Annotated in this window: 19 protein-coding genes and 1 other annotated feature; of the genes, 5 read left to right on the top strand and 14 right to left on the bottom strand. The window is 41.3% G+C overall.

Annotation, left to right across the window (positions count from 1 at the left end):
• Positions 1 to 86: 86 nt before the first annotated feature.
• A complete protein-coding gene (gene rlmD, locus SSIN_RS03790) occupies positions 87 to 1,445 on the bottom strand; it encodes a 23S rRNA (uracil(1939)-C(5))-methyltransferase RlmD (protein ID WP_037615995.1) in 1,359 nt (452 codons plus the stop codon).
• Positions 1,446 to 1,500: 55 nt separating this feature from the next.
• On the opposite strand from rlmD, the gene SSIN_RS03785 reads away from it, so the two are divergent.
• From SSIN_RS03785 to SSIN_RS03770, 4 genes are all read left to right on the top strand, one after another.
• Positions 1,501 to 2,277 (top strand): aminoglycoside 3'-phosphotransferase, encoded by a 777-nt coding sequence (locus SSIN_RS03785; protein ID WP_037615993.1) that lies wholly within the window; start codon positions 1,501 to 1,503, stop codon positions 2,275 to 2,277.
• Between the two features lie 26 nt (positions 2,278 to 2,303).
• Complete coding sequence (gene recX / locus SSIN_RS03780; RefSeq protein WP_037615992.1) at positions 2,304 to 3,080, top strand: recombination regulator RecX; 777 nt, start codon at positions 2,304 to 2,306, stop codon at positions 3,078 to 3,080.
• 86 nt (positions 3,081 to 3,166) lie between these two features.
• A complete protein-coding gene (gene ntdP / locus SSIN_RS03775; RefSeq protein ID WP_037615990.1) occupies positions 3,167 to 3,700 on the top strand; it encodes a nucleoside tri-diphosphate phosphatase in 534 nt (177 codons plus the stop codon).
• A gap of 186 nt (positions 3,701 to 3,886) precedes the next feature.
• The gene (locus tag SSIN_RS03770) at positions 3,887 to 4,204 is read left to right on the top strand and encodes a DUF960 domain-containing protein (protein ID WP_037615988.1); all 318 of its coding nucleotides are present in this window, start codon (positions 3,887 to 3,889) and stop codon (positions 4,202 to 4,204) included.
• Between the two features lie 59 nt (positions 4,205 to 4,263).
• Here the strand turns inward: SSIN_RS03770 and SSIN_RS03765 are convergent, their stop codons facing one another.
• Positions 4,264 to 4,698 carry a GNAT family N-acetyltransferase gene (locus tag SSIN_RS03765; protein ID WP_037615986.1) on the bottom strand — a complete coding sequence of 145 codons (435 nt, stop codon included), beginning with the start codon at positions 4,696 to 4,698 and terminating at the stop codon, positions 4,264 to 4,266.
• Positions 4,699 to 4,760: 62 nt separating this feature from the next.
• Here SSIN_RS03765 and SSIN_RS03760 point away from each other — a divergent pair, with 62 nt between their 5' ends.
• Positions 4,761 to 5,195: a MarR family winged helix-turn-helix transcriptional regulator gene (locus tag SSIN_RS03760; protein ID WP_037615985.1), complete on the top strand. Its 435-nt coding sequence runs from the start codon at positions 4,761 to 4,763 to the stop codon at positions 5,193 to 5,195.
• Between the two features lie 103 nt (positions 5,196 to 5,298).
• On the opposite strand, the gene ileS is transcribed toward SSIN_RS03760, so the two are convergent.
• From ileS to SSIN_RS03700, 12 genes are all read right to left on the bottom strand, one after another.
• Positions 5,299 to 8,091: an isoleucine--tRNA ligase gene (gene ileS, locus SSIN_RS03755; RefSeq protein WP_037615983.1), complete on the bottom strand. Its 2,793-nt coding sequence runs from the start codon at positions 8,089 to 8,091 to the stop codon at positions 5,299 to 5,301.
• 51 nt (positions 8,092 to 8,142) lie between these two features.
• Positions 8,143 to 8,351: a binding site (T-box leader), on the bottom strand.
• Positions 8,343 to 9,134, bottom strand: a complete 792-nt coding sequence (locus SSIN_RS03750) for a DivIVA domain-containing protein (RefSeq protein WP_037615981.1) — start codon at positions 9,132 to 9,134, stop codon at positions 8,343 to 8,345. Its footprint overlaps the feature before it by 9 nt.
• 9 nt (positions 9,135 to 9,143) lie before the next feature.
• A complete protein-coding gene (locus SSIN_RS03745) occupies positions 9,144 to 9,929 on the bottom strand; it encodes a YlmH family RNA-binding protein (RefSeq protein ID WP_037615979.1) in 786 nt (261 codons plus the stop codon).
• On the bottom strand, positions 9,923 to 10,198 hold the full coding sequence (locus SSIN_RS03740) for a YggT family protein (protein WP_037615977.1): 276 nt from the start codon (positions 10,196 to 10,198) through the stop codon (positions 9,923 to 9,925). The genes SSIN_RS03745 and SSIN_RS03740 overlap by 7 nt, the downstream gene beginning before the upstream one ends.
• Positions 10,199 to 10,201: 3 nt before the next feature.
• On the bottom strand, positions 10,202 to 10,759 hold the full coding sequence (locus tag SSIN_RS03735; RefSeq protein ID WP_037615975.1) for a cell division protein SepF: 558 nt from the start codon (positions 10,757 to 10,759) through the stop codon (positions 10,202 to 10,204).
• 9 nt (positions 10,760 to 10,768) lie between these two features.
• Positions 10,769 to 11,440 carry a YggS family pyridoxal phosphate-dependent enzyme gene (locus SSIN_RS03730; protein WP_037615973.1) on the bottom strand — a complete coding sequence of 224 codons (672 nt, stop codon included), beginning with the start codon at positions 11,438 to 11,440 and terminating at the stop codon, positions 10,769 to 10,771.
• Positions 11,441 to 11,448: 8 nt separating this feature from the next.
• A complete protein-coding gene (gene ftsZ / locus SSIN_RS03725) occupies positions 11,449 to 12,717 on the bottom strand; it encodes a cell division protein FtsZ (RefSeq protein ID WP_037615971.1) in 1,269 nt (422 codons plus the stop codon).
• Between the two features lie 16 nt (positions 12,718 to 12,733).
• On the bottom strand, positions 12,734 to 14,092 hold the full coding sequence (ftsA, locus tag SSIN_RS03720) for a cell division protein FtsA (protein WP_037615969.1): 1,359 nt from the start codon (positions 14,090 to 14,092) through the stop codon (positions 12,734 to 12,736).
• 119 nt (positions 14,093 to 14,211) lie between these two features.
• Positions 14,212 to 15,408 carry a cell division protein FtsQ/DivIB gene (locus SSIN_RS03715; RefSeq protein ID WP_037615965.1) on the bottom strand — a complete coding sequence of 399 codons (1,197 nt, stop codon included), beginning with the start codon at positions 15,406 to 15,408 and terminating at the stop codon, positions 14,212 to 14,214.
• Positions 15,405 to 16,475: a UDP-N-acetylglucosamine--N-acetylmuramyl-(pentapeptide) pyrophosphoryl-undecaprenol N-acetylglucosamine transferase gene (locus SSIN_RS03710; protein ID WP_037615962.1), complete on the bottom strand. Its 1,071-nt coding sequence runs from the start codon at positions 16,473 to 16,475 to the stop codon at positions 15,405 to 15,407. Before SSIN_RS03710 ends, SSIN_RS03715 begins: the two co-directional genes overlap by 4 nt.
• A 1-nt stretch (position 16,476) precedes the next feature.
• Positions 16,477 to 17,829: a UDP-N-acetylmuramoyl-L-alanine--D-glutamate ligase gene (gene murD, locus SSIN_RS03705; protein WP_037615956.1), complete on the bottom strand. Its 1,353-nt coding sequence runs from the start codon at positions 17,827 to 17,829 to the stop codon at positions 16,477 to 16,479.
• Positions 17,830 to 18,112: 283 nt separating this feature from the next.
• Entirely contained in the window at positions 18,113 to 18,391 is a 279-nt protein-coding gene (locus SSIN_RS03700; protein WP_037615954.1) for a DUF3165 family protein, read from the bottom strand.
• Positions 18,392 to 18,406 lie beyond the last annotated feature (15 nt).

The following is an 18,406-nucleotide window of genomic DNA, read 5'->3' as shown; positions in this document are numbered from 1 at the left end:
CAATCCAAAGACAATTGAGAGGCTAGGACTTTTGTCCCAGCCTCTTTTGCTGTTCATTTAGACTTGTTTTTCAAAAAATCGCTCTTTTACTTGTCTTTTTTGACCAATTTCACCACTGCCTCGGTCCGAGCGGTATGCGGAAACATATCAACCGACTGGATGTAGTGGACATCGTAGACCCTACAGAGCTTGACCAAATCCCGAGCCAGAGTTGAGACATTGCAGGAAACGTAGACCATCTTCTCAGGTGCATAGCGGACAATTGTCTCCAGCAGCTTATCATCCAGACCTGTTCGTGGTGGATCAACAATCAAGGCATCCGCCCTATAACCCTCAGCGTACCAGCGAGGAATAATCTCCTCTGCCGTCCCAGCCTCGTAGAGCGTATTGTCAAAGCCCATCCTTTTCGCATTGCGCTTGGCGTCTTCAATGGCCTCAGGAATGATGTCCATGCCCCGCAGAGACCTGACCCTTTTAGCAAAGGCAAAGCCGATGGTCCCCACTCCGCAATAGGCGTCAATCAAATGGTCTTCTTTCGTCACATCCAGCGCCTTAACTGCCTCCCCATAAAGCACCTCTGTCTGCTCAGGATTGAGCTGATAAAAAGCCCGAGGCGACAGAGAAAACTCATAGTCCAGCACACCTTCTTGGATGGCTTCCTCGCCCCAGATAATCTCTGTCTTATCCCCATAAATCTCACTGGACTTGCTCGTATGATAATTGACCGCCACTGTCTCCAGCTCTGGAAATTCAGCCACTAGGTCTCGAACGACTGGAGAAAAGTCTAGCTTGCGTCCTGTTACAAAAATCATCTGCACCTGACCCGTTTTTCTGGCCCTGCGAATCATGACGGTACGCACTCCAGTTGTCTTCCTCTCATCATAGATGGGCAGCCTGTACTTGCCTAAAAGCCGAGCCACCTTATTGACAATAGCCTGCGTCACCTTGTCCTGAACCAGACAGTTTTTCAGCGAGACCAGATAGTGGGAATTCTGGGCATATAGCCCTGCCTTGACCTCATCCTTAAATTTCCGAGTCTGAAACTGCAGTTTTGCCCGATAATAGAGTGGCTCCTGCATACCAATAGTCGGACGAATCTCATAGTTCTCATAGCCAGCTGGCGCAAACTTTTTCAGAGCCTGACGCAGCAAATCTTCCTTAAACTCCAACTGCTTATCATAGTGGAGGTGCATGATTTGACAGCCCCCGCAGCTATCATAAATCTCACATGGCGCTTCCACCCGAAATTTTGACCGCTTATTGATGGTCAAGAGCTTAGCCTCAATAAAATTGCGCTGAACTTTGGTCACCTGACAGTAAACTTCTTCACCCTTCAAAGCCCCTGGCACAAAGACCAACGTTTTCTTATAAAATCCAATTCCTTCCCCATTGATTCCCATTTTCTTGATTTTCAAAGGGATTTTTTGCTTCACTTTCACATTCATGATTCTATTATACCACGCTGCCTCGCATTAGTTGAGAATATGGTACAATAAAAGTATGAAAGCAGAAAAAATATCCCTTCCACTATCCCATTTCCCTGAGCAAATACGAACTTATCTAGTGGGAGCCAACTTTTACGACAGCTCCTCACATTCTGGAGCCAGCGTTTTCTATGCTGATACGGGCTATTATTTGAAAATCGACCAAAAAGGCCAGTTAGCCCAAGAAGCCACACTTGCCAAATGGTTTGAAGAGCAAGGACTCGGTGTGCCTATCATTCACTACCAAACAACAGATAAAGACTACCTGCTGACTAAAGAAGCCGAGGGCAAGGACGCCCTAGCCTTTCTCCAACAGCCAGAAGAGCTTTGCAAAACAATGTCTGCCGCACTAAAAAAACTTCACAGCCTCCAACCCCAGCATTTCCCAATCCAGCATCGTCTCCAGCACTATAAAGAAGTAGCAGAGAAAAATTATCGGAAAGGTTGCTTTTATCAAAAAGCTTTATTACCTCAATTTCACATCTCAAGTCGTGAGGAAGCATACCAGCTTATCCAAGAGCAGGGAGACCTACTGACGGCGGACGCCTTGATCCACGGAGATGCATGCTTGCCTAATTTCATTCTGAAAGACGCAGCAACCTTCTCCTGCTTTATTGACCTTGGCCTCGCCGGCCTTAGCGATCGCCACATTGACCTTTACTGGGCAATCTGGTCTCTTACTTATAATTTATCTGACCCTCAATATGCAGAGCTATTTCTTGACTACTATGGCAGGAAGGATGTTGATACAGACAAACTGCGATTGATTGCTGCCTTTGAAGCATTTGGCTAAAAGAAAGGACTTAACCAAAATCCCCTATGAAAATCACAAAAATCGAAAAGAAAAAACGGCTCTACCTCTTGGAGTTGGACGACAGCAAAAAACTCTATATTACAGAAGATACTATCGTTCACTTCATGCTGTCTAAAGGGATGGAAATCACGGAGCAAGAGCTAAAAGAAATTCAAGTTTACGCCCAATTTTCCTACGGAAAAAATCTAGCCCTCTACCACCTCTCCTTCAAGCAAAGGACTACCAAAGAAGTCAAAGACTATCTGACCCAGCACGACATCCAGCCAGACATCATCAGCCAAGTCTTGGACGCTTTGAAAAAAGAAAATTGGATCAACGACAGAAAATATGCTAATTCTTTCATTCAATCCAACCTTCTCACTGGTGATAAAGGAACTTTTGTTCTCAAGCAAAAGCTCAGTCAAAAAGGCATTTCTAGCACTATTATTGAAGAAGAATTGAGACAATTTGATTTCACTGAAGTAGCCGAGCGAGTTTCTGAGAAACTTTTAAAGAAATACCAGGGAAAACTCCCCAGCAAGGCTTTGCAAGATAAAATCCTCCAAGCCCTGATAAACAAAGGTTTTTCTTATGGACAAGCCAAAGAGGCCTTCCATCATCTAGACATCGAAGAAGACCAAGAAAACCAACAAGAGCTGCTCTATAAAGAGCTAGACAAGCAATACCGCAAGTACTCCAAAAAGTACGAAGGCTACGACTTAAAACAGCGTCTGACCCAAGCTTTGGCCCGCAAAGGCTATGATTTCTCCGACATCGCTAGCGCTCTGAGAGAATATCTTTAAGATTTTCTATGAAAACTTAGGCATTTTTATGAAAATATGTTACAATAAAGAGGATAAACTTATAAATTGTAGAAAGTTGGTAGGTTATGAAACTTCCCAAAGAAGGCGACTTTATTACAATTCAAAGTTATAAGCATGATGGGAATCTTCACCGCACTTGGCGAGATACCATGGTACTAAAGACAACAGAAAATGCCATTATTGGCGTGAATGACCACACACTGGTAACAGAAAGTGATGGCCGGCGCTGGGTAACACGAGAGCCTGCCATTGTCTATTTTCATAAGAAATATTGGTTTAATATCATTGCCATGATTCGTGACAATGGCACTTCATACTACTGTAACCTTGCCAGCCCCTACTATCTGGACAATGAAGCCCTAAAATACATCGACTATGATTTAGATGTCAAGGTCTTCACAGATGGCGAAAAACGGCTGCTGGATGTGGAAGAGTATGAGCGTCATAAAAGGCAAATGAACTATTCGGATGATTTGGATTTCATTCTCAAGGAAAACGTCAAAATTCTGGTTGACTGGATCAATAAAGAACGTGGTCCCTTCTCCGATGCTTATGTGAAAATTTGGTACAAACGTTATGTTGAACTAAAGAATCGATAAAGTTGTCAAAGAGCGCAAGCTCTTTTTCTTTCTCTCTTTCCTCCTAATCTCCTACCCAGCAAAGGAGAAATTCCTTGCAATTCCCACTTATTTCTTGTATGATAGAACCAACAATGTTGCTGTGTCAATACTAAATGACTGATATTTGGTCTACAGCAGCTCAGTTTTCAGAAAGGAGTGAGTCTCATGGCTTTTACCAATACTCGTGGTCGCTATGCCAGCTTTGGCGTTATCACTAGCTTGCCAGATGATGTGATTGACACTTTCTGGTACATCATCGACAACTTCCTTAAAGATGTCTTTCCCCTGAATAACCTGATTCGCTTCGAATTGATTAATAACAAGGGCAAGCTGACCTTCCGCTTCTCTGAGGACCATCTCGATACACTTATCTCCTTTGATTTTACCTATAAGTTTGACCCCTTTTACCCCCGAATGATTTATGTTGTGGACAATAACGGCAGAGAAACGGTCATGTTAGCAGACGAATATTCCATGATGTAATATAGTAAAATCCAACTGATTTCACCTCCATCAAGAAAGGGGGAGTCAGCTGGATTTTTTCATTTTTTGTAAATCATTTTGATGTGGGGCGTTGATTCAAAGATAAAAGGGTCTCCCTGAGTTACAAAACCAAATTTTTCATAAAGCCCCACGACTTGCTCCTGAGCTTCAATTTCAATCATTTTTTCAGGCCACTTTTCAGTACAAAGATTCAGAATTTCCTCTACTAAGCGACTGCCTAATCCTTTCCCCCGAGCTGACGGGGCTGTCACAAGGCGACCAAAAACGACTTTTCCATCTTCCACAAACACGCGGGCATAGGCATCCACTTCCTCTTGCTCATTTACATGGAAAATGTGCACAGCCTTCAGATCCTTCTCATCCAATTCATGATACATCCGCTCTTGCTCAACAACAAAGGTATCGATCCGCAGTTTTAAAATCTTGTAAAACTCCAGTGTGTCCAACTCTGGCAAATATTTTTTATACCACATACTTGTTTCCATCCTTGCTTTATTATATAATCATTGTAAATGCAACTATCAAAGGAGTTCTTATGGATTATCGTCAGTTATTTCGTCAAATGGGGTTCATCTCCCGTCAAGCCATGATGAAAATGAATCAAGAAGCTAGCCAATACGAGCTTGATAATAATCTCTTTCTCATTCTTACTCGCATTGTCGAACATCCTGCCATCCATCAATCCCAGCTAGCAGAGCTGGTTCAGATTGACAAGACTACCCTGAGCCGCTCTTTACGAAAACTGGAGGAAAGAGGCTTGATTGTCAAAAAAACCAAGGCTCAAAATAAGAAATTCAAGGAGCTCTATCCAACGACTTCTGCTCTAAAAGTATACGACAAGCTGATTGGCTTTGAGGATAGGTATATTCAGACGAAGCTGCATCAATTAACTTCCTCTGAGCTTTTTCAGCTAGAACATATCTTAAGCAAAATTCAACACTCTCAATTAGAAAATTATAATATACATTAGTTGCGTTTGCAACTTTTAAAATTATTATAAAAGAACCTTTTATCTGAAAGGAAAGTATTTCTTTATACTATCCATTATAAAAGGTTCTTTTATTTATTATATTTTATTTTTCTTCAAATCCTTCTGAGACTGCATCTGCAAAATTTTCTTCTACAATGCTTGCACAGTGGTCACAGATAACTGCGTGGTAGCTACGTTCTGCAGTGGTTGTATCGATACGACGACAACGGTCACAAACTTCACCTGCAGCACGTTCAACTGTGAAAGCTACATCCTCAAAGCTTACTGCTCCTTCTGGCGCTGCACCTTCTGCGATGGTCAATTCGGACACGATCAGAAGTTGAGCTACATTGCTATCCACTGCTCCAAGAAGCGTTTTCACCACTTCATTTGGATAAACTGTTAGATGGGCTTCGAGTGATTTACCGATTACTTTTGCATTACGAGCTTCTTCCAAGGCTTTTTGAGCTTGTCCACGGAAGTCCATAAAGGCTGACCATGTATCCAAGATTTCTTCTTGGTTCGCAAAAGTTTCCGCTTCTGGCAATTCTGACAATTGGACAAAGTCTTCATCTTCATGCTCTAAGTAGGACCAGATTTCTTCTGCTGTATGCGGCAAGATTGGCGTCAGCAGCTTGGTAATCTTAACCAAAATGTCATAGAAAACGGTCTGCATCTGACGACGCTCCAATGATTTAGCAGCTTCGATATAGACTACATCTTTCGCAAAGTCCAGATAGAAAGCGGACAAATCAACGGTCACAAAGTTGACAATCGCTTTATAAATTGTCAGAAACTCAAAGTCTGCGTAAGCCTTGCGAATAGTGTCTACTAACTGATTGAAGCGGATCGTCATGTACTTATCAACAGAGCGAAGTTCTTCGTAAGCTACGGCATCCTCAGCTGGATTGAAGTCAGCTGTATTGGCAATCAAGAAACGAAGTGTGTTCCGAATCTTACGGTAGGTTTCAGAAACTTGGCTCAAGATATCCATGGAGATACGAACGTCGTTGCTGGAGTCTACACTGGTTACCCAGAGACGCAGGATTTCCGCACCAAATTGTTTTTCAACATCGCTTGGAGCAATGGTATTTCCAAGAGATTTAGACATCTTCTCACCTTTACCATCAAGGGCAAAACCTTGTGACAAAATTTGTTTGTAAGGTGCTACGCCATGGTTAGCAACAGATGTGATCAATGATGAGTTGAACCAACCACGGTACTGGTCAGAACCTTCAAGGTAGAGATCTGCTGGGTAAGTCAATTCCGGACGGTTGACCACTACCCCATTCCATGATGAACCTGAGTCAAACCAAACGTCCATGATGTCTGTTTCTTTTTTGAATTCACCATTTGGAGAACCCGGATGGGTAAATCCTGCTGGCAAGAGGTCTTTTGCTTCACGCTTCCACCAGACGATAGAGCCGTGCTCCTCAAAAAGCTGAGCCACGTGTTCGATGGTTTCTGCTGTCATGATTGGTGTTCCGTCTTCGGAATAGAAGATTGGCAACGGCACACCCCAAGCCCGCTGACGAGAGATAACCCAGTCACCACGGTCACGAATCATATTGTAGAGGCGTACTTTCCCCCATTCAGAATGGAATTTAACCTTGTCAATTTCATCTAAAATTTCTTGACGGAATTTAGAAACAGATGCAAACCACTGTGGTACTGCCCGCCAGATAATTGGCTTCTTAGTACGCCAGTCAAATGGATAAGAGTGAGAAATTTCTTCCTGAGCAAGGAGCAAATCACCAAGCTTTTCAATAACCGTTGGCACAACCTTATCATAGAACTGGCCTTCAAAGTCAGAACCAGCATTTGCCATCATGATACCACGCTCGTTAACTGTCACAGCAACTTCCAGTCCATTGGCTACACCGACATTGTAGTCGTCCTCACCAAAACCAGGCGCAGTATGGACAATACCAGTACCAGAGTCAGTCGTAACGTGGTCACCCAAAATGACCAACTCATCTACAGCAGTATCCCATGGGTGAGCCGTCACGATCTGGTTCAATTCTTGACCACGGTAGGTAGCTAAAACTTGAACATCGGCCCAGCCAAATTTCTCAGACAAACTACTCAACAATTCAGACGCTACAATAAACTTGCGACTTTCACCCGCAGGCTGGACCAAAACGTAGTCAATATCTGCTCCAACTGTCAAACCACGGGAAGCTGTAATGGTAAATGGAGTTGTTGTCCATACGACGATGTAAGTATCTGTGTCCAAGACCCCTTTGCCATCTTTGACACGGTTAGCATAGTAGAGAGATGTGGAAACCAAATCATGGTATTCAATTTCCGCTTCAGCCAAAGCTGACTCAGAAGACCAAGACCAGTAAACTGGCTTAGCACCACGGTAAATGTAGCCTTTCTTAGCCATTTCACCAAAGACGCGGATCTGAGCTGCTTCATAGTCAGGGGTCAAAGTCACATAAGGATTATCCCAGTCACCAGAAACACCCAAACGCTTGAAGTCTTCTTTTTGCTTTTCGACTTGGCTGAGGGCATAGTCCCGACACATATTGAGGTACTCTACCAAGTCCAGTTCTTTACGCTTTACACCTTGCTTGGCCAACACCTGCTCAATAGGAAGACCATGCGTATCCCATCCTGGAATGTAGGGCGCATAGTAGCCTGCCATAGACTTCGAACGGACAATGATATCCTTGGAAATTTTATTCATGGCATGACCAACGTGAATATTTCCGTTCGCATAGGGTGGTCCATCATGCAGGACAAAATGTGGTTTACCTTCATTTAATTCTTGACGGCGCTGATAAAGCTTAGCCTCATCCCATTCTTTTTGCCAGATTGGTTCTTTATTTGGCAGGCCAGCCCGCATCGGAAAAGCAGTTTTTCCAAGATTCAGTGTTTCTTTGAGTTTCATCGATTCTCCTCATAAATATCATTTTTCAAAATAAAAAACCACAAACTTCTCCTAAAGGACGAAAATTCGCGGTACCACCTTTGTTTAGACAGGAAAAAGCCTGTCCCTCTTAGCCCGTAACGTAGGCAGACGTCATATCTTACTCAGTTCAGATATGATTAGACAGAATGATAAATCAAACAAAAGAGATTACAGGCCTCTCACCATCACCTGCTCGCTGAAAATATTTTGTCTGATTTGTGTTTCTACAATTATAAGATATTAATTGGAATTCTTTGACTGCCTTCAGAATCATCTTCTTCATCTGATTCAGTTCTAAAAAGTTCCTCTTGATGTGCTTTTACTATCTCTTCATCTAGGGGAGCAAAAGATTGAGTTGCAGCTAATTCTCTATTGGCATGTTCAATCCGCTCTTGCAATTCGGCTAATTCTTCCGGAGAGAATTGGCGAGTGACATCCACTTCTTCCGGAGTAACAACCGTTTCTCCCAGAGCTTCTTCAATAACTTCTTTAAACGCTTCATCGCTGGTTTGAAGATAGGTTGCAGTCGGCCGCAAAATTTCTTCCCACTCTGGCGAATCTACAATTGTCAGCTGACTCTCAATCGTCGACTTGAGACGCTGATGGAAAACACGTGTCTTATTTTTTAATTCTTCTGTTTCAACCGCTACTTTTTTAGCATTATCAGTAGCTTGACGAAGAATCTCGTTGGCCTTATATTTAGCGCCATCCAATAGATGCTGTGCATCCTGCTCTGCTTGACGAATAATATTAGCTGAGCGCTCATTCGCCGCCTGTTTAACACGCTCGGCTGTATCTTGAGCAATCAATACAGATTGGCTGAGAGAATCCTTCATCTCGTCAAAATAGATTAAGCGTTCTTCAAGATTACGAATCTTTGCTTCCTTTTCATGATTTTCACGAACCAAATCTTCATAATCCCTTACAACAATATCAAGAAACTCATCAACTTCTTCGACATTGTAGCCTCTGAATTTCGTCGCAAAAGATTTGTCTTTAATTTCTAATGATGTTAATGTCATATCTTCTCCTCATTTACTAGATAATAATTCAACAGTTAATTTATGCTTCCCATTTTTTGAAAAACCGTTCTCGCTTAAAACTTTTGCTCTTCCAAATCTTCTAACGCTAATCAAATCGTCTAGCTCAATCTGCTGATCCGGCTTGTCGCTTACCGCATAGTTTAGCTTCACATGCTTTGCTGAGATGAGTTGAACTGCCTGACTTCTTGACAATTTAAAGATACTTGCCACTAATTTATCTAAACGCAAACTAGAAACCAGTATATCTTTTGTAACTGTCACTTTCTGTTCAATCAGTTGCTTTTCTAGCTCAACCTCTTGTAGCTTCACTGGCGATTTAGAAATCTTCAAAACATTATCAATAAAATATTGAGCTAATTTTTTATCAACAAAAATCTGAGCTCTATCTTCGATAACGAGAATATCTCCAAAAGTCTTTCTTTCAATCCCTAATTGATTAAGAAGCGTTCCCATTATCTGAGAATGGTTAATTTTATAAAATTTGCTTGCATAAACTATTTCCAGCAAGCTAATCTCAAAATCTTCAGGATTGAATTCATAGTAAGGAGGGGCAATAAGAACCTTTGCCAACTCGCTTGGAAAAAAATCTGAGCTGACAAATACTTGCAAATCATATTGCTTTCCGATATTCCTCATAATTGCAACTTGATGAGGATTTAAGAAGGAAGTCGTTTCAAAGTGATAATAGTCTTGAACCCTCTGGAATATTTCTAAACTTCTATCAATAAAATCTTGATCTTCTTGAGCAAAATGCTGATGAATATTTCTTACCATAGTAGTGATAGATATCCAACCAGCCATAAAACTAGAACGTTCAAAAATTTTAGAACAAAGAAAGCTACCATAACCGTGAAATCTATTCTTCCAAATTGTAAAGGTAAACCTCGAAATAGACGGAGAAATGGCTCCACTACACTAATGACCAACTTCCCTAAAGCTGTTTCATATCCTCCAGGAAACCATGATAAAACTGCATAAATGAGCATCACCAAGGAATAAACGTTGATGGCATTAGAGATTATCCTAATAATAAAATAAGTCATCTATTATCTACTACGCTTCATATCAAAGTCAAATTCACTTAATTCAACATCGTTTGGAAGACGAATATCCTCAATATTGACTACAACATTGATTGGCGTCAGCAAGTACATGGTACTCGCAACCTTTTTCAAATTACCTGCTAAAACATAACGGGCACCATCAAGATAATCCAAACAACGACGTGCCTGAACCTCAGTCATATACTGAAAGTCAATCAGAATGCTTTCATTTGCCAAAAGCAAGTCTACAATCTCTGTTGCTTCCTCATACTTTTTAGGATAGCGCACATCAATCGTAATCTTCTCATCAGCCTTAGCGCGGTTTTGAGCCAATTCTTGCTGGCGAGCATGTAATCTCGTAATATTTTCTGTAGAAGACTGCGGCTGCGGTTGAGCAGGAGCTGTACGAGGAGACTTCGTCTCTTTTACAGGCTGAGACTGCAACAATTCAGGCTTTTGCGAACTGCTTGGAAGCTTAGCTGCCTGTTGCGGGACAGCTGTATCCTCTCCATCTTCTGTGAAATAATCTATAAATTTATCAAATCTATCTTTAAATGACATAGTTCTTTCCTATTCAAAAAATGCGGTACCGATTCGAACATATGTTGCCCCATTGGCAATAGCCTCTGGATAATCTCGACTCATCCCCATACTCAAATCGGTAAATGGCATATTTTTCAACTGCTTCTTTTGTAATTCTTTTTGAAGTTGGTGAGTTGCCTCAAAAATTTGATTCAACTCATCATGACTAGCCTCAAATGGAGCCATTGTCATTAATCCAACAAGACGAATATTTTCTAATTTTTCAAGTTCAGACAACACATCATCAAGTTCTTCCACCTGAAAACCATGTTTACTTGCTTCCTTAGAAATATTCACTTGTAAAAAACATTGTATCACATGTTCCGCTCGCTTATCAATCTCTTGAGCTAATTTTATAGAATCTAAAGCGTGAAAATAATCAACATAATTAATTATATCTTTTACTTTTCGTCTTTGCAAACTCCCAATTAAGTGCCAAGTAAGATTTTCATTTTTTAAAGCTTGATATTTGTCCAAAAATTTGTCCACACGGTTCTCACCGATATGCTGAATCCCTGTGTTTACAAGCTGGCGAGCAGTCTCACAATCAACATATTTCGTGACTGCAATGATTTTTACTGAATTTTTTAAACGATTTGATTTTTCAGCAATTCTTTCAACCGAACGAAAAATCGAATCTTTATTTTGTTGTAAATTCATTTTTTAGATTAACGATTTCTGAAAAATGGAGGTGTTTCAAGTTCATCATCCTCTTCATTTGTTTCAGCGTAACGCTCCACGCGAGTTGAAGAAGCTGGTTCAGCTGGACGAACTATCGCTTCTCGACGTAAATCCCAATCGCCAAAGGCAGAACCCTTTGGAACATCTGCTCTTGGACGGCTAGGAGTTGGCATGTCAACCTTTTCAGTCAAATCAAAATTACGATCAAAGTGTGCTGAACGAACTTCGCTATGTTTTGACTCAACTTGCGGACGAGTACTTCCTTGTGTTTGGCGAAGGCCGCTGACACGATCAACCTTATCTTGTCGAACACCTGTTGCCACAACTGTAACACGGATTTCATCTTTCATTGACTCATCGATTGATGTACCAAGCCAGATATTTACACCATGGCCAGCTGCTTGGTTGACAATTTCAGAAGCTTCTTCCGCTTCAATCAAGGTCATATCAAGACCACCTGTAACGTTGACAATCACATCTTCTGCACCATCAATCGTTGTTTCAAGAAGTGGTGAGTAGATAGCCTTGCGGGCTGCTTCAATAACACGCTCTTCACCGTTACCAAGACCAATTCCCATAAGGGCGTCACCCTTATTAGCCATGACAGTTTTCACATCAGCAAAGTCCAAGTTAATCAAGCCTGGGCTGGTAATTAAATCCGTAATTCCTTGCACACCTTGGCGAAGAACATTGTCTGCTTCACTCAAAGCTTCCAGCAGCGGTGTCTTCTTATCTACAATTTCAAGCAGGTTGTTGTTAGAAATGATGAGAAGAGTATCCACATGCTCACGGAGTTCATTAATACCCTCGATAGCAAAATTACCACGTTTGGTTCCTTCAAAACCGAATGGGCGAGTGATAACTGCAACTGTCAGAGCGCCTATTCCTTTGGCAATTCGTGCAATCACAGGGGCAGCTCCTGTACCTGTTCCTCCACCCATACCTGCAGTAATGAAGACCATGTCTGCTCCTGCAAGTGCTTCTGTGAGGACTTCTTCACTTTCTTCAGCAGCTTTACGGCCAACTTCAGGCTGTCCTCCGGCACCAAGACCACGGGTCAATTTAGGGCCTAATTGAATAACAGTTTCTGCTTTGGCACCGCTAAGCGCTTGAACATCTGTATTTGCGGCGATAAATTCAACCCCCGCAACTCCTTCATCAATCATGCGGTTAATGGCGTTTCCGCCACCTCCACCAACACCAATTACTTTGATAACTGCTCCCTGAGCAGCCATAGCGTCAAATGAAAATGTCATAGTTTATTTTCTCTCCTTAATCAAACATATTACCAATTAAATTACGTACACGATCTGTAATCGAAGTTTTTGGTTCTTGGTTTGGAACACTATTACTTAATGGCGGAATATCCGTTTCTGTTTTTTCTGTCGTTTCCTCTACTGACTTATTGTTAAAACGTGGCAAAGGCTGAGCAGAGCGTTCAAAGGCGATAGGTTGATGACGAAGCTGTTCATCACCACGGACAGCCATTTGAGCTAACATATCCACATCAGTCAAATTACCCGCATATTCTGATAAGCTAATCACATGGGCAAAGGCTGGATTGCGAATACCGATTTGATTTGGAACATAGAGCTTCACATTGACACCAAACACTTCTTGGGCTAACTCTACTACTCCCGGAAGAATCGCTGTTCCACCAACAATCACTATGCCACCAGGTAGCTCAAGTAGATGTCTTCTATCCAAATCACGCTTAACCTGTTCAAAGATATGTCTGATTCGAGCAGAAATGATTTCAGCTAAGTAGCTTTCTGTTACTTCTACCGGTTCAACTTCTCCAATCACTTCTACTTGGAAAGTTTCTGACCCAGCTGCTGGTACATAAGCTTCCCCGTAATTAAATTTCAAACTTTCAGCTAATTTTTGTGAAGTTTTCAAGACCTTTGAAATATCTTTGGTGACGTAATCGCCGCCTTCTTGGTAGATATTGGTGAATTGCAGTTCTTGACCACGAACAGAAGCTACTGTTGTCTGACCTCCGCCCATATCAATAATCGTTGCACCGAATTCACGCTCTCCCTCGTTCAAAATAGACTTGGTCATAGCAAGAGGTGAGATAATCACATTTTCCAGCTGGACACCTGCACGCTCTACTGTTTTACGAAGATTATGCAAAATCGTACGAGGTCCTGTGTATAAAAGGCCACGCATTTCCAAACGGATTCCCATCATCCCTCGCGGATCGCGAATACCTTGGAAGCCGTCTACTACAAATTCCTCTGGAATGAAAGTAATTACTTCACGATCAGGAGTCATACTCTTAGTCAGAGCTGATCTGACAACGTTCTTAACATCCTCATCTGTAATTTCTTGTGATTCACTCGTCACAGGAATCATCCCTTGCGTTGGTTCAATTTGCAATAGATTCGCAGGCAGGCCAACATTAACCAAACCAATTGAAATCCCAGCTTTTTCCTCCGCTTGAGTGATAGCTGACTTAATTGCTGCCGCTGCAGCTTCAATATCTACAATAATTCCATCTTTTACGCCAGCACTTTTTGTATTACTGACTCCAATAACATTCATTTCACCGTTGATGTGCTCTGCCACCAACACTTTGATTGAGCTAGTTCCTATATCTAATCCAGTAAAAAAGCCGTCTCTAGCCATTACATCAGTCCTCTCTATCTTCCATGTTTCCGGTCTATACAATAACTCTTGAGAATAGAGTTATCCAAACTTTATTATATCATAAAGAAAATGAAAATGGGCAGTTTTTCTCAACATAATTAGTTATTTTCAGCATTCTCATTATTTTCTGTTTGATTTTGAATTTCAGAATTTTCGTCCTCTGGAGCCGCTTCCTCTATTTTTTCATCTTTTTTTACTTCTGCTTTCTCTTCTGGCTCAGCAGAAGATTCTTCATTCTGAGCGCCTTGCAGATAACTAAAGATACCAGCTTCCATATCTACCACGCTTGGAAATTCTAGCTGAGGCTGAATCCCTTCGTAGTAGGGGAGTTTTCTTGCAATTTGTGAAATAGGAACCAGAACTTGATGTTCGTCTCCCATTGTCAAAGTAGCTAAGTCCTGCGTCACCTTACTTGGAGTTATTTGAACTGTTCGGATATTGTTTTTTACAGAATCTGGTACTTTTTCCAACTGACTGACGAGCGATTTAATCAGCTGTCGATCAGAAAATTCCACAGAGATGTAGGAAGCAGGCAAGGACTCAGGAGCAACTGCGTCCTTGATAACCTCTCCACTAGTCAAAATAGGATAGTAGTTTTCATTTTCGTGCAAATATCCCAGAACCCCATATTCTTTTACTTTCACATTGAAGGTAAAAGGAAACTGATAGGTCATATCTACCGTATCAATCCAAGGGTTGGAGAATTTCATATTGCGTGCATAGTTCTTTTGATTGATAAAAGTTGTCAGAGTGTAATCCCTGTCATCAATCTTACTATTTTTCAGCAATTCTTCCTGACTGACTATTTGATTACCAGAAAATTGAATCGTTTTTATATTTGCCAGAGGAGTCAAAAAGTAAAGAGAAAGCAAAATCAGTAGCCCGTTGATGATCAGAACTGGCAAGGCACGATAAAGATGGATTCTCTCTATCGGAATGCGATTAGCGTCTCTTTCAAGTTTGGCCAATCTTTTGAGCTCTTTTTTGCTAAGTTCTTCCCCTTCATCTAACTCAAATCCATCGTTTTCTTCACCTGCAGCATCTGCTTCCTCATTCAGATTAGAAGTTTCATCTGCAGCGTCATTTTCGATTTCTTGATCCTCAGAATCATCAGTAATATCCGATTCATCATTTTTCTGATCTTTTTCCTCGGCTAAAGCCTGTTCTTGCTCTAATTGCTTCTGCCTTTCTGCTTCTTCTTGAGCCTTCTTTTCAAGATATTCCTTATTTCTTCTCTGCCATTCAGAAAGACTTTTTCTAGCTTCTTTCTGATCATCTTGTTTCCGTTTTGTCATTTTTTCCCTTTGTTGATGTCATTTTTCAAAATTGCATAAAATTCATCTACAGACTTGATTTCATGAGAGTTTTCCATTCTTTGATAATAATGTTCTTTTTCTCTCAACAAGTCATTAACAGCTACTTGAAGATTCACTCTATTTAGGTTTTCTTCATTTATCTTCATTGCGTAGCCTTTCTTTACGAAATAGTCGGCATTTTCAATCTGATCGCCTCTGCTTGCCCCAAGTCCTAAAGGTACAATGACCTGTAGCTTCTTCATAGCAAGCAACTCAAAAATAGTATTTGAACCTCCTCGTGTCACCACTACGTCTGCCAAATCCATCAGTGGTTGATATAAATCCGTCACATAAGAAACACGATATAAACCAGTAGAAAGTTCATCTAAGCGACTATCTCCCGTCAGATTGATGAGATTGTACTTAGTAAGCAAATAATCTTTGTTTTTGTCTACAAAATTATTGAAAGCTTTAGCACCAGCCGATCCGCCAATAAAAAGGATCGTTGGTAGGTTCTCATTGAAATGCTGACGAATATCGATCAGTTCTCTCGGCTCCTCGGTTTTTGTTCCCCGAACTTTTGTCACAGCCCCTACATGTTCAATTTTTGTCAGAGAATGTTCTTGATCAAAAGTTGAGTACATTTTTCTTGCACATTTATAACCGATTTTATTAGCCAAGCCAAGCGACAAATCAGACTCATGAATGAAGACTGGAACTCCCGTCACCTTCGCCGCAATCACTGGTGGAACAGACACAAAGCCTCCTTTTGAAAACAGGGCTTTTGGACGTACTCTCAACATGATGCCCAGCGACTGGAGAATCCCACCTGCCACTTTGAAAACATCCCAAAGATTCTGCCATGAAAAATAGCGACGGAGCTTGCCAGTTGCAATCGAATGGAAAACAACAGGTAGACCTGATTTCTGAATTTCCTTGTACTCAATCCCATGGCGGTCACCGATATAATGGACTTCCCAGCCCTCCTCGATAAATTTAGGCATCAGCAAAAGATTGAGGGTCACATGGCCAACTGTCCCTCCGCCTGTAAATACTATTTTTTTCATTTTATCCCTTTAATTCTTTAAATACTGCAAGGAATTCATCGCCCCGCACTTCAAAATTCTTATACATATCCCAGCTGGCATTGGCTGGACTGAGAAGGACAATATCCCCAGTCTCCGCCACAGAAAAGGCTTTGCGAGTAGCATCTCTGACATCTGAAGCGTCCAGATAGCTCACTTCTGCCTGATCCGCAGCCCGCTTAACACGCGCAGCCGATTCCCCTAAAATCACCATTTTTTTCAAGCCTTTGATATCTGGCACCAATTCATCAAATTCATTGCCTCGATCCAGACCACCAGCAATCAAAATAACCTTGCTATTGTCAAAACCTGATAAAGCTTTTTGTGTCGCTAAGATATTAGTTGATTTACTGTCATTGTAAAATTTGACTTGATTGATTTCACCCACATACTGGAGACGATGCTTGACACCACCAAAATGAGCTAGAGTTTCTTTAATCACTTGATTGTCAACCCCACGCAGTTTGGCGACAGCAATGGTTGCTAGAGCATTTTCTACATTGTGACTGCCAGGCACGCCTAGTTCAGAAGCTTTCATAATGGCTTCCCCACGGAAGGTCAGCACATCGCCGTCCAAGTAGGCTCCATCGACTTGTTCTTGAGTTGAAAAAGGAATCACCTGGGCTGCCGTTTTCTTAGCCAATTCTTTAGCCAAATCTTGATTGAAATTCAAAATGACATAGTCAGAAGCGGTCATATTTTTTTGGATATTCCACTTGGCTGCCACATAATCTTCAAAAGAGCCGTGATAGTCAAGATGTGTCGGCATCAGATTTGTAATCACCGCTATTTCCGGATGGAAAGCTTCGATTCCCATTAATTGGAAGGAAGAAAGTTCCATAACCAGAGTATCTGTTTCACCCGCATCTTGAGCGACTTGACTAGCTGGAAATCCGATATTTCCTGACAAAAGACCATTTTGTCCGCCTGCTGTTAGCACTTCCGCAATCATGGTCGTGGTGGTGGTTTTTCCATTTGAGCCAGTAATCCCGATAATCGGCGCATCTGAAATCAGATAAGCCAGCTCCACTTCGGTAATAACGGGAATCTTCTTTTCCAAAGCTCTTATGACCATAGGATTATTGTAAGGAATGCCTGGATTTTTTACCATCCACTCAAAATCTTCATCCAGCAGTTCCAAAGGATGACCACCTGTCACGACCTTAATTCCTTCTTCGAGCAAAGATTGGGCTGCTGGATTTTCCTCAAAGGGTTTCCCATCATTGACCGTCACAATCGCCCCCAGTTTATCTAAAAGACGAGCAGCTGACTCCCCAGATTTGGCCAAACCCAACACCAAGACTTTCTTATTGGCAAATTTTGAAATATTTTTCATCATAGACCTCTTCATTCATACTTCATTCTATTTTACCTTTTTTTGCGAAAATAAAAAAGCCGAAACAGTTTTTTATTTTTAGCTGTTAAGAAGATTTAACTTTTGTAACAAAGCATTGCCGCTTTAGTCAATAATTGTGATATTGACAGCCAAATTTTTGATTTATCTCACAATAACTCATTATTCCAATAAGAACTCTGTGACACATATCAGTACGCTTTGGACAGCTTGACAAAGTGCTGGAAATGAAAACTGCCCAACTCATCAAAGCTGGGCAGTTATTTTATTCATAATGATTTTCGTCCACGAAATCTCGCCGTCTGACTTTAGGCTTTAAGCGCTCAATATCTCTCAGCGCCCACACAGTCAGAATCATCAGGAAGATTCCTACAAAAAATTCTGAAGGCAATTTAAAAATCTGAAAGAGCCCTAAAGCAAATAAGATAATCAAGGCAACCAGCAAAAGTACAATTGTCAAGATATTCAGTGTTCCTTTAATACTAGCCGGAACGGCAAATACATAGAAAAGCAGGATCAAAATTCCAATGATAAAGTAAACCATGCTACTCCTTTCTGC

The organism is Streptococcus sinensis (assembly GCF_000767835.1).
Classification (GTDB): Bacteria; Bacillota; Bacilli; order Lactobacillales; family Streptococcaceae; genus Streptococcus; species Streptococcus sinensis.
This window is presented reverse-complemented; position numbering and strand designations above follow the sequence as displayed.

Excerpts from the sequence above, each read along its gene's own strand:
- SSIN_RS03740 (WP_037615977.1), bottom strand. The coding sequence starts at position 10,198 with ATGACTTATTTTATTATTAGGATAATCTCTAATGCCATCAACGTTTAT.
- SSIN_RS03710 (WP_037615962.1), bottom strand. The coding sequence starts at position 16,475 with ATGAAAAAAATAGTATTTACAGGCGGAGGGACAGTTGGCCATGTGACC.
- SSIN_RS03745 (WP_037615979.1), bottom strand. The coding sequence starts at position 9,929 with ATGGTAAGAAATATTCATCAGCATTTTGCTCAAGAAGATCAAGATTTT.
- rlmD (WP_037615995.1), bottom strand. The coding sequence starts at position 1,445 with ATGAATGTGAAAGTGAAGCAAAAAATCCCTTTGAAAATCAAGAAAATG.
- SSIN_RS03730 (WP_037615973.1), bottom strand. The coding sequence starts at position 11,440 with ATGAATTTACAACAAAATAAAGATTCGATTTTTCGTTCGGTTGAAAGA.
- ftsZ (WP_037615971.1), bottom strand. The coding sequence starts at position 12,717 with ATGACATTTTCATTTGACGCTATGGCTGCTCAGGGAGCAGTTATCAAA.
- SSIN_RS03785 (WP_037615993.1), top strand. The coding sequence starts at position 1,501 with ATGAAAGCAGAAAAAATATCCCTTCCACTATCCCATTTCCCTGAGCAA.
- ntdP (WP_037615990.1), top strand. The coding sequence starts at position 3,167 with ATGAAACTTCCCAAAGAAGGCGACTTTATTACAATTCAAAGTTATAAG.
- murD (WP_037615956.1), bottom strand. The coding sequence starts at position 17,829 with ATGAAAAATATTTCAAAATTTGCCAATAAGAAAGTCTTGGTGTTGGGT.
- SSIN_RS03700 (WP_037615954.1), bottom strand. The coding sequence starts at position 18,391 with ATGGTTTACTTTATCATTGGAATTTTGATCCTGCTTTTCTATGTATTT.
- SSIN_RS03765 (WP_037615986.1), bottom strand. The coding sequence starts at position 4,698 with ATGTGGTATAAAAAATATTTGCCAGAGTTGGACACACTGGAGTTTTAC.
- SSIN_RS03715 (WP_037615965.1), bottom strand. The coding sequence starts at position 15,408 with ATGACAAAACGGAAACAAGATGATCAGAAAGAAGCTAGAAAAAGTCTT.
- SSIN_RS03750 (WP_037615981.1), bottom strand. The coding sequence starts at position 9,134 with ATGACATTAACATCATTAGAAATTAAAGACAAATCTTTTGCGACGAAA.
- ftsA (WP_037615969.1), bottom strand. The coding sequence starts at position 14,092 with ATGGCTAGAGACGGCTTTTTTACTGGATTAGATATAGGAACTAGCTCA.
- SSIN_RS03760 (WP_037615985.1), top strand. The coding sequence starts at position 4,761 with ATGGATTATCGTCAGTTATTTCGTCAAATGGGGTTCATCTCCCGTCAA.
- recX (WP_037615992.1), top strand. The coding sequence starts at position 2,304 with ATGAAAATCACAAAAATCGAAAAGAAAAAACGGCTCTACCTCTTGGAG.
- SSIN_RS03770 (WP_037615988.1), top strand. The coding sequence starts at position 3,887 with ATGGCTTTTACCAATACTCGTGGTCGCTATGCCAGCTTTGGCGTTATC.
- ileS (WP_037615983.1), bottom strand. The coding sequence starts at position 8,091 with ATGAAACTCAAAGAAACACTGAATCTTGGAAAAACTGCTTTTCCGATG.
- SSIN_RS03735 (WP_037615975.1), bottom strand. The coding sequence starts at position 10,759 with ATGTCATTTAAAGATAGATTTGATAAATTTATAGATTATTTCACAGAA.